At 67.0% G+C, this 8,747-nt stretch carries 9 protein-coding genes; all 9 read right to left on the bottom strand.

Going from position 1 to position 8,747, the window contains the following annotated elements; genetic code table 11:
• The coding region (locus K789_RS0101945) for a helix-turn-helix transcriptional regulator (protein ID WP_024365271.1) at positions 1–723 on the bottom strand (723 nt) is incomplete at its 3' end.
• A 124-nt stretch (positions 724–847) separates the two neighbouring features.
• Entirely contained in the window at positions 848–1,243 is a 396-nt protein-coding gene (locus K789_RS0101940) for an FKBP-type peptidyl-prolyl cis-trans isomerase (protein ID WP_024365270.1), read from the bottom strand.
• Between the two features lie 45 nt (positions 1,244–1,288).
• Positions 1,289–2,227, bottom strand: coding sequence for an FKBP-type peptidyl-prolyl cis-trans isomerase (locus K789_RS0101935; protein WP_024365269.1), 939 nt, complete (start codon positions 2,225–2,227; stop codon positions 1,289–1,291).
• Between the two features lie 110 nt (positions 2,228–2,337).
• Complete coding sequence (pafA, locus tag K789_RS0101930) at positions 2,338–3,702, bottom strand: Pup--protein ligase (protein WP_024365268.1); 1,365 nt, start codon at positions 3,700–3,702, stop codon at positions 2,338–2,340.
• Position 3,703: 1 nt separating this feature from the next.
• Positions 3,704–4,411 carry a proteasome subunit alpha gene (gene prcA / locus K789_RS0101925; protein WP_024365267.1) on the bottom strand — a complete coding sequence of 236 codons (708 nt, stop codon included), beginning with the start codon at positions 4,409–4,411 and terminating at the stop codon, positions 3,704–3,706.
• 1 nt (position 4,412) lies between these two features.
• The gene (gene prcB / locus K789_RS0101920; protein WP_024365266.1) at positions 4,413–5,246 is read right to left on the bottom strand and encodes a proteasome subunit beta; all 834 of its coding nucleotides are present in this window, start codon (positions 5,244–5,246) and stop codon (positions 4,413–4,415) included.
• A 77-nt stretch (positions 5,247–5,323) separates the two neighbouring features.
• Positions 5,324–5,527, bottom strand: a complete 204-nt coding sequence (locus K789_RS0101915; protein ID WP_024365265.1) for a ubiquitin-like protein Pup — start codon at positions 5,525–5,527, stop codon at positions 5,324–5,326.
• Between the two features lie 88 nt (positions 5,528–5,615).
• Complete coding sequence (dop, locus tag K789_RS0101910; protein ID WP_051180852.1) at positions 5,616–7,226, bottom strand: depupylase/deamidase Dop; 1,611 nt, start codon at positions 7,224–7,226, stop codon at positions 5,616–5,618.
• 59 nt (positions 7,227–7,285) lie between these two features.
• The coding region (gene arc / locus K789_RS0101905; protein WP_024365263.1) for a proteasome ATPase at positions 7,286–8,747 on the bottom strand (1,462 nt) is incomplete at its 5' end.

Below are 8,747 nucleotides of genomic sequence, written 5' to 3'. Positions count from 1 at the left end.
CTCCGCCAGCCCGGCCAGTTCGGCGCGCACGTTGAAGTCAGCCGGAGGCGTGAAGCTTTCCTTTTCCAGGACGGTCACGGCGGAGGTGAGGCGGGAGAGGCGGAAGAAGCGCTTGTCGCCGCGGGTCCTGTCGTGCGCGACGAGATACCACTGGCCGAAGCGGCTGCCGAGGCCCCAGGGCTCCACCAGCCGCGTTTCCTCCTTGCCGGTGCTGCCGGCGAGGTAACGGAAGCTGACGGGGTGCTGGGAGTGCATGGCGGCGATGAGGTCCTCGAAGGCCTGGCCGGCCGGCCGGATCCGCGGCTGGAGCCCGGCGGGGAGTTCGGCGTCCACCAGGCCGCCGGAGGCCCGCAGTTTTCGCACCGCGTTGACGGCCGCGGACCCCAGGGCGGCCTGCTCCCAGAGCTGGGCGGCAAGGATGAGGACAGTGCACTCTGCCGGGGTGAGGCTGACGTCCGGAAGCCGGTTGGATTCCTTGCCGATCCGGTAGCGGGTGGTCGCCGGATCGTCCGAACCCCAGCCTTTGTCCGTAACGGTCTCGACGTCGAACCCAAACCGCCGCAGCTCGACCTTGTCGCGTTCGAACATCCGGCCGAAGGCGACGTCGGTGCTGGTTGTGTCGTGATAGACCTTGTCGCGCAGTTCACTGCGGCGCAGGCCGTACGTGGTGTTGAGCAGGGCGATGAGCAGGTTCAGGAGGCGTTCGGTACGTGAGGCTGACACCCCGCAAGGCTACTAAAGTCCCCCGCCCGAATCCGACAAAAGCGCGGTAACAGCCGGAAGTACTTCTCCGATTGTTACCGCGCTCCTGCAGTACGAGGGCCCGTGTGTGGGCCCGTGTGTGGGACTAGCGGACGGCGACGAGGTCGACGACGAAGATGAGGGCCTCGTTGGGACCGATCGCTCCGCCGGCGCCACGGGAGCCGTAGGCCAGCTCCGAGGGGATTTCCAGGCGGCGGCGGCCGCCGACCTTCATGCCCAGCAGGCCCTGGTCCCAACCCTGGATGACCTGGCCGACGCCGACGCGGAAGTCGAGCGGTGCGCCACGGCCCCAGGAGGCGTCGAATTCTTCGCCGGTCGACCAGGCCACACCGACGTAGTGGGTGGAGACGGTGTCGCCGGCCTTGGCTTCGGCGCCGTCGCCCTCAATCAGATCGGTGATGACCAGTTCGGTGGGAACGTCGCCTGCGGGGAAATCAATTTCCGGCTTCTCGCGGTCAAGGTTGCGCTGTCCAAATGACATGGTTGCTCCTTACTAGGGGTGTCTTGTGTGCTGCGGGTGTGGTGGTTACTTCACGCCGAGGATGTCGACGACGAAGACGAGGTCGCCTTCAGGCTGGCCACTGGCAGCAGTGGCGTCGGGGTAGGCAAGGTCCTTGGGGATGACCAGAAGGACACGGGAGCCGACCGTTTTGCCGGCCAGCCCCTGGGTCCAGCCCTTGATGACGCCGGTCAGCGGGAAGGTGGCCTTCTTGCCGCTGTCAAAGCTGGAATCGAAGACCTTGCCGCCGGCGAGGGCAACGCCCACATAGTTGACGGTAATGGTGTCGGATTCCTTGACCGCGGGGCCGGTGCCCTTGACCAGGTCCTGGGACACGAGGGCGGTCGGGGCGGCGACGCCGTCGACGTTGATCTCCGGGATGCCCTTGTCATTGTCCTTGACGGTCGGCAGGCCCGCCGGCGGGGTGACGGCCTCGCCCTCGGGCTTGTCCAGGACTTTGGGTGCGTCCTTGGCGGAGAGCACCTTGACGACGAGGAGCTGGGTGGGCTGCGCTTCGGCGCCTTCAGCGGCTGCGGCGCCGGGAACGGCAAGTGCCAGGTGTGAGCCGATCTTTGCGCCTACGAAGGCGTTGTAGATGACGGCGCTGCTGGTTTTGAGCTCGTCGTTCAGTTCAAGCTCTTCGGGATCCTTCGGGAAGGTGTCTTCCAGGGTGGAGCCGTCCTTGCCGTTGAGGGCAACGATGGAAATCGAGGCAATCTGGTTCGCCTTGACCCGGTCGCCATTGCCCTCCGTGACCACCTTGACGGTGGGTTCCTTGACCTCGAGGGGCTTGGTGAATTCAACACCCGGGGCCTTCTTGTCGCCGTTCTCCGTCAGCTTGAGGGAGTCCAGCTTGGCGGTCTCGCCGGCGGACTGGCTGGTGGGTTCCGGGGCGGCTGGTTCGCCGCCGCCGCAGGCGGTCAGGAGCAGCAGTCCGGGAAGAAGAATTGCTAATAGTCGGCGCACTTAAGAACTTTCGTCGGGGCAGGATGGACGCCTCGCCGGGCACATGCCAGCGGCAAAGCAAGCGTTGGCCGCGAACGGCACCCCTCCAGAATAACGTGGAAAGCTGGGTATCAGCCCATAGAGTCCAGCAGGGCATCCACCCGCTCGTCCACACTGCGGAACGGGTCTTTGCACAACAGGGTCTGGTGGGCGCGGTCGTTGAGCTTCAAATGCACCCAGTCCACGGTGTAGTCGCGGCCCAGTTCCTGCGCCCGCCGGACAAAGTCGCCGCGGAGCTTGGCGCGGGTGGTCTGCGGCGGGGCATCCACCGCATCCTTGACCGCCGTGTCATCCACCACGCGGCGGACGGCCCCGCGGGTCTGGAGCAGGTAGTAGAGCCCGCGGGTGCGCGAGATGTCATGGTAGGTCAGGTCCAGCTGGGCGATCCGGGGCGCGTCGAGGCCCAGGTTGTGCCGTTCGCGGTAGTTGTCCATGAGCTTCTTCTTGATCGCCCAGTCCACCTCGGTGTCGATCGTGCTGGTGTCGCCGCTTTCGATCGCGTCCAGGGTACGTTCCCAGAGGTCCAGGATCAGCGGGACGTGGGCGTTGTGGGCCCCCTGCTCCGCGACGAACGCCGTGACCTTGGCCAGGTACTCGCGCTGGATTTCCAAGGCGGTGAGCTGCCGGCCGTTGGCGAGCCGGACGAGGGCGCGGCCGCTGAGGTCGTGGGAGATTTCCCGGATGCTGCGGATCGGGTTCTCCATCCGCATGTCGCGCATGATGACCCCGGCCTCGATCATGCGCAGGATCAGGTCAACGGTGCCGACCTTGAGCAGGGCCGTGGTCTCTGACATGTTGGAGTCGCCCACGATCACGTGCAGCCGGCGGTAGAACTCTGCGTCCGCATGCGGCTCGTCGCGGGTGTTGATGATCGGGCGGGACCGCGTGGTGGCGGAGGAGACGCCCTCCCAGATGTGGTCGGCGCGCTGGGAGAACGCGAACGTGGCACCGTGCGGGGTCTTGAGGATCTTTCCGGCACCGGCGATCAGCTGCCGGGTCACGAGGAACGGAATCAGGATCTCGGCCAGCCGGGAGAACTCCCCGCGCCTTGGGATGAGGTAGTTCTCGTGGCTGCCGTAGGAGTTCCCGGCGGAGTCGGTGTTGTTCTTGAAGAGGTACACCGTGCCGTTGAAGCCCTCGGCCGCGAGCCGTTCCTGTGCCTCGTCGACGAGGTCGTCCAGGATGAGTTCCCCGGCCCGGTCGTGTGCGATCAGCTGGGCGAGGTCGTCGCATTCCGCGGTGGCATACTCCGGGTGCGATCCAACGTCGAGGTACAACCTGGAGCCGTTGGTCAGGAATACATTGGAAGACCGCCCCCAGCTGACCACTTTGCGGAACAGGTAGCGGGCCACCTCTTCGGGGGCCAGCGGACGGGACTCGGGACTTGAGTAGGAAATCCCGAACTCGGTCTCGATGCCGAAAATGCGCTTGTCCATCTCAGTTCTCCTCAGCCAGCAATGCCGTGATGTCTGCGTCGTCGAGCCGGCGGAACGCGCGGCGGGTGCCCCGGCTGCTTTCGGAGCCGCGGTCCAGCACCGCCACCTCCACGGCCGACGCCGGCAGCGTGTCGGCCTCCTTGTCCGCGACGAGTCCGGCCAGGGCCAGCCTGATGGCGCCGGCGAAGTCGAGCTCGCCCTGCCACCCCGCCGCCACGGACTCGGAGACCTTGTCCGCCTGGCCACCCATCACGATGAAACCTTTCTCGTCCGCGATCGACCCGTCGAAGGTCAGCCGGTAGAGGTGGTCCGCGTCCGGGGAGGACCCCACCTCGGCCACGGCCAGCTCGACTTCGAAGGGCTTCTGTTCCGCGGTGAACACCGCGCCGAGGCTTTGCGCGTAGACGCTCGCGAGACCCCTGGCCGTGACGTCCTCCCGGTCGTAGGAGTACCCGCGCACGTCCGCGTAGCGCACCCCGGCCTGGCGGAGGCTTTCGAATTCGTTGTATTTCCCCACGGCCGCAAACGCGATCTTGTCGTAGATCTCGCCGATCTTGTGCAGTGACGGCGACGGGTTCTCGGCCACGAGGGCGATTCCGTCCCGGCAACTGATGACCACGACGGAACGCCCGCGCGCGATGCCTTTCCGCGCGAAATCCGCGCGGTCCTTCATCAGTTGCTCAGGCGAAACGTAGAACTGCTGGGTCATCTCAGGCCTCCCGCTGGGCCACGGCCCTGGACTCTATGATGGTGCCGGCGATTGCCGCGAGCTCGCGCTCCGGAACCCGGAAGGCACCTGTTCGGTTGACGACGTAAACGACGGGCCAGAGCTGCCGGACGGGGTCGGGTCCGCCGGTGGCGGAGTCGTCGTCGGCGGCGTCGTAGAGCGCCTCGACGGCGACGGCGACGGCGTCCTGCTCCGGGAGGTTGGGCCGCCAGAGTTTCTTCAGCGCCCCGCGTGCGAACATCGAGCCCGAGCCGACGGTATGGTGTTCCTGCTCCTCGTAGCGGCCGCCGGTGACGTCGTAGGAGAAGAGCCGGCCCAGGCCGGCGGGACGGTCGAAGCCCGCGAACAGCGGCACAACGGCGAGGCCCTGCATCGCCATCGGGAGGTTGCTGCGGATCATGGCGCCCAGCCGGTTGGCTTTGCCATCGAGGCTCAGGAGGGTCCCTTCGATCTTTTCGTAGTGTTCGAGTTCAACCTGGAAGAGCCGGGTAATGTCGAGGGCGATGCCCGCGGTCCCGGCGATCCCGAGCACGGAATACTGGTCCGCCGGGAACACTTTCTCGATGTGCCGGCTGGCGATGACGTTGCCCATGGTGGCACGCCGGTCCCCCGCCATCAGCACACCTCCGGCGTAGGTCAGGGCGACGATCGTCGTCCCGTGCGGCGCCTGCAGGGACGTGGCGGCGCTGCCCGCCGGAAGCTGCTGGCCGAAGGGCTGTTGGCCGAACGGGAGCAGGTCGGGGCGCTGGCGCTGCAGATGTTCAGTGAAGGAGGACGTGGCGTTGGCTGCTACCTGGTTGGCGGTGGTTTCCTGCACTGGTGCACTCCTCAACGTAGTGAATCAACGACTTCCGGCCCTCAGCCCCGTGCCGGCGCAATCCCGGGGCCGCCGTGCTACTGGCCGCCCTTTTGGACGAAAGCGCGGACGAACTCCTCCGCGTTGGACTCCAGCACACCGTCGATTTCATCGAGCAGGTCGTCGACGCCCTGGGTGGCGGCTGACGCCTGGCCCTCCGCAGGGGCCGGCGGCGCGGCGGGAACGTCTTCGTCGACTTCGGTGTCCCGCGACTGCGGCTGCTGCTGCTCCTGGCCTGCCATTGTTTTCTCCTTCTGTCCGCCCCTTCTTCGCAAGGGACTTCCTGTAGCCATATTGCCACGCCCGGAGCCCCCGCGGGGCTCTTTGTCCCTAGGAACCGGGTGGGAGTCCCAGCAGCTCGGAAAGGAACGGTCCGGCCTCCCGGTGCCGGGCGAAGAGACCGCCGGTGAGGGCCTCGGTTCCGCGCAGGGGTTCCCGGGTGGGGACCCGCTGAAGCCTGCCGCGGCCGGGCACATCGAAGATCACGGAGTCCCAGCTGGCACCGACGACGTCGGCCCCGAAGCGGCTGACGCAGCGGCCCCGGAAGTAGGCGCGGGTGTCCGACGGCGGTTCCGTGACCGCCCGCTGGATCACGCCGTCGTCGACGATCCGCTGCATGCGGTCGCGGGCCAGCAGGCGGTAGTAGAGCCCCTTTTCGGGCCGGATGTCCGCCCACTGCAGGTCCACGAGGCCCAGCCGCGCGTGGCCCCAGTCCAGTCCGTCGCGGCCCCGGTAGCCCTCCAGCAGCGAGAGTTTCGCCAGCCATTCAACCGAGGACGCGGCGGCCGCCCGGTCATTTGCCAGTTCGGTCAGCGTCGCCGACCAGCGTTCCAGCACCTCATGGGTGTGGCCGTCACCGTCCACGGCATCGGCGACGCCGGTGTCCTGGGCATGCTTCGCGGCTGCCTCGAAGTAGATCCACTGCAGGTCCAGGGCGGTGATCCGCCGCCCGTCGAGCAGCCGCAGGGTGGCCGTGAGTGACGTGTCATGGCTGACGGCCTGCAGCGAGGCAACCGGCTCATGGACTTCGAGCCTGGGGGCCAGGCCGGCCTCGATCAGGCTCAGCACCATGGCGGTGGTGCCGAATTTGAGGTAATTGGAGGCCTGGCTGAGGTTGGCGTCACCGATGATGACGTGCAGCCNCCGGTACTTGTCCGCCGTCGCGTGGGGTTCGTCGCGGGTGTTGATGATGGGGCGGCGGATCGTGGTTTCGAGGCCGACTTCGGTCTCGAAAAAGTCGGCACGCTGGCTGATCTGGTAGCCGGGGCGGGAGCCGTCCTGCTTCATGCCGACCCGGCCGGCGCCGCAGAAGATCTGCCGGGTGACGAAGAACGGGGTCAGTCCGCGGACAATGTCGCCGAACGGCACGCTGCGGGGCATGAGGTAGTTCTCGTGCGACCCGTAGGAGACGGACTTGTTGTCGGTGTTGTTCTTGTACAGATTGACCGGGGGCAGTTCGGGGTCGGCCGCGAGCCGCCGCACTGCGGCCAGGGCCACGAGGTCTCCGGCGGCATCCCAGGCGACGGCGGCGCGCGGGTTGGTCACTTCCGGGCTGGAGTACTCGGGGTGGGCGTGGTCGACGTAGAGCCGGGCACCGTTGCCGAGCACCATGTTCATCAGCAGGGTGCCGGATTCGTCCTCGCCGTCGGCCTCCAGTTCCTGCCGCCCGTAGGCGAGGGCGACGGCCTCGGCGTCGAGGACGGGCGGCTGGTCGGTCAACTGGTCCGGTTCGGCCTGGCTGCGCTCCAGCGTCCAGCCGCGGGCGTCATGCAGCGGTTCCTCGTCGGTGTAGTCCCACCGGGTTTCGGCGCCGCCCGCGGCACGCTGCCGCGTCACCTGGGCGTACGCCTGGATCACCCGGGCGGACATCATTGTGGCGTTGGCCCCCGGCGCGGAGGGCGCGTGGATGCCGTATTCGGTCTCGGAGCCCATCACCCGCATGGCGCCGCCGGCGGGAAGACCACCGGATACCCCGGCGGTCTTCCCGGGCACAGCGGACGTCACAGGTACTGGCCCGTGCTCGGCATCGTCTCGATGGACTTGCCGGGCTCCTGCCCGGCCTTGCCCTGGACAATGGTGCGGATGTAGGTGATGCGCTCGCCCTTCTTGCCCGAGATCCGGGCCCAGTCATCCGGGTTGGTGGTGTTGGGCATGTCCTCGTGCTCGCGGAATTCGTCGACGACGGCGCGGAGCAGGTGGTCGATCCGGATACCCTTTTGGCCCACGGTGAGGAGGTCCTTGATGGCGTATTTCTTGGCCCGGTCCACCACGTTCTGCACCACGGCGCCGGAGTTGAAGTCCTTGAAGTAGAGCATCTCGGTGTCGCCGTTGGCGTACGTGACCTCGAGGTATTCGTTGGACTTGTCGGTGGAGTACATGGCCTCGACCGTGCGCTGGATCATCGCATCGACGGTCGCCTGGACATCGCCGTGGTGCTCGGCGAGATCGGACTCGTGGAAGGGCAGGTCGGCGGTGATGTATTTGTTGAAGATGTCCGCCGCGGCCTCCGCGTCGGGGCGGTGGATCTTGACCTTGACGTCCAAACGGCCCGGCCGCAGGATTGCGGGGTCGATCATGTCCTCGCGGTTGGAGGCGCCGATCACGATCACGTTGTCGAGCCGCTCCACGCCGTCGATCTCGCTGAGCAGCTGCGGGACGATGGTGGTTTCGACGTCGGAGGAGATGCCGGTGCCGCGGGTGCGGAACAGCGAGTCCATTTCGTCGAAGAACACCACCACCGGGCTGCCCTCGGACGCCTTTTCGCGGGCGCGGGCGAAGATCAGCCGGATGTGCCGTTCGGTCTCACCGACGTACTTGTCCAGCAGCTCCGGGCCCTTGATGTTCAGGAAGTAGCTCTTCATGTCCGTCTTGCCGGTGCGTTCGGCTGCCCGGGCGGCGAGGGAGTTGGCCACCGCCTTGGCGATGAGCGTCTTGCCGCAGCCCGGCGGGCCGTAGAGCAGGATTCCCTTGGGCGCCTTGAGGCCGTGCTCGCGGTACAGGTCCGGGTGCAGGAACGGCAGTTCCACGGCGTCGCGGATCTGTTCGATCTGCGGTCCCAGGCCGCCGATGTCCTGGTACGTGATGTCCGGGACTTCCTCGAGGACGAGGTTCTCCACCTCGGAGCGCGGGATCTTTTCGAGGGCGTAGCCGGTGCGGGAATCGATCGAGAGGGCGTCGCCCACCCGGAGCTTCTGCGCCAGCAGGGCGCCGGAGAGCCGGATGACACGTTCCTCGTCCGCCCGGCCAACCACCAGGGCCCGGTCGGTGCCCAGCATTTCCTTCAGCGTGACCAGGTCCCCGGCCCGTTCATAGCCCAGGCCGGCGACCACCATCAGTGCTTCGTTGAGGAGGACTTCCTGGCCGACCGCCAGCTGGTTCATGTTGACCAGCGGACTGATCCCCACGCGCATCTTGCGGCCGGCGTTGAAGATGTCCACCGATTCCTCGGTGGCGGCCTGCCCG

It is taken from the genome of Arthrobacter sp. TB 26 (genome assembly GCF_000427315.1).
GTDB lineage: Bacteria > Actinomycetota > Actinomycetes > Actinomycetales > Micrococcaceae > Arthrobacter.
The sequence above is the reverse complement of the archived record's forward strand: the minus strand, read 5'-3'. Positions and strand labels throughout refer to the sequence as shown.

Bases quoted from the DNA above. Each gene is read 5' to 3' on its own strand.
- prcA (WP_024365267.1), bottom strand. From the start codon at position 4,411: ATGACCCAGCAGTTCTACGTTTCGCCTGAGCAACTGATGAAGGACCGC.
- K789_RS0101915 (WP_024365265.1), bottom strand. From the start codon at position 5,527: ATGGCAGGCCAGGAGCAGCAGCAGCCGCAGTCGCGGGACACCGAAGTC.
- K789_RS0101940 (WP_024365270.1), bottom strand. From the start codon at position 1,243: ATGTCATTTGGACAGCGCAACCTTGACCGCGAGAAGCCGGAAATTGAT.
- pafA (WP_024365268.1), bottom strand. From the start codon at position 3,702: ATGGACAAGCGCATTTTCGGCATCGAGACCGAGTTCGGGATTTCCTAC.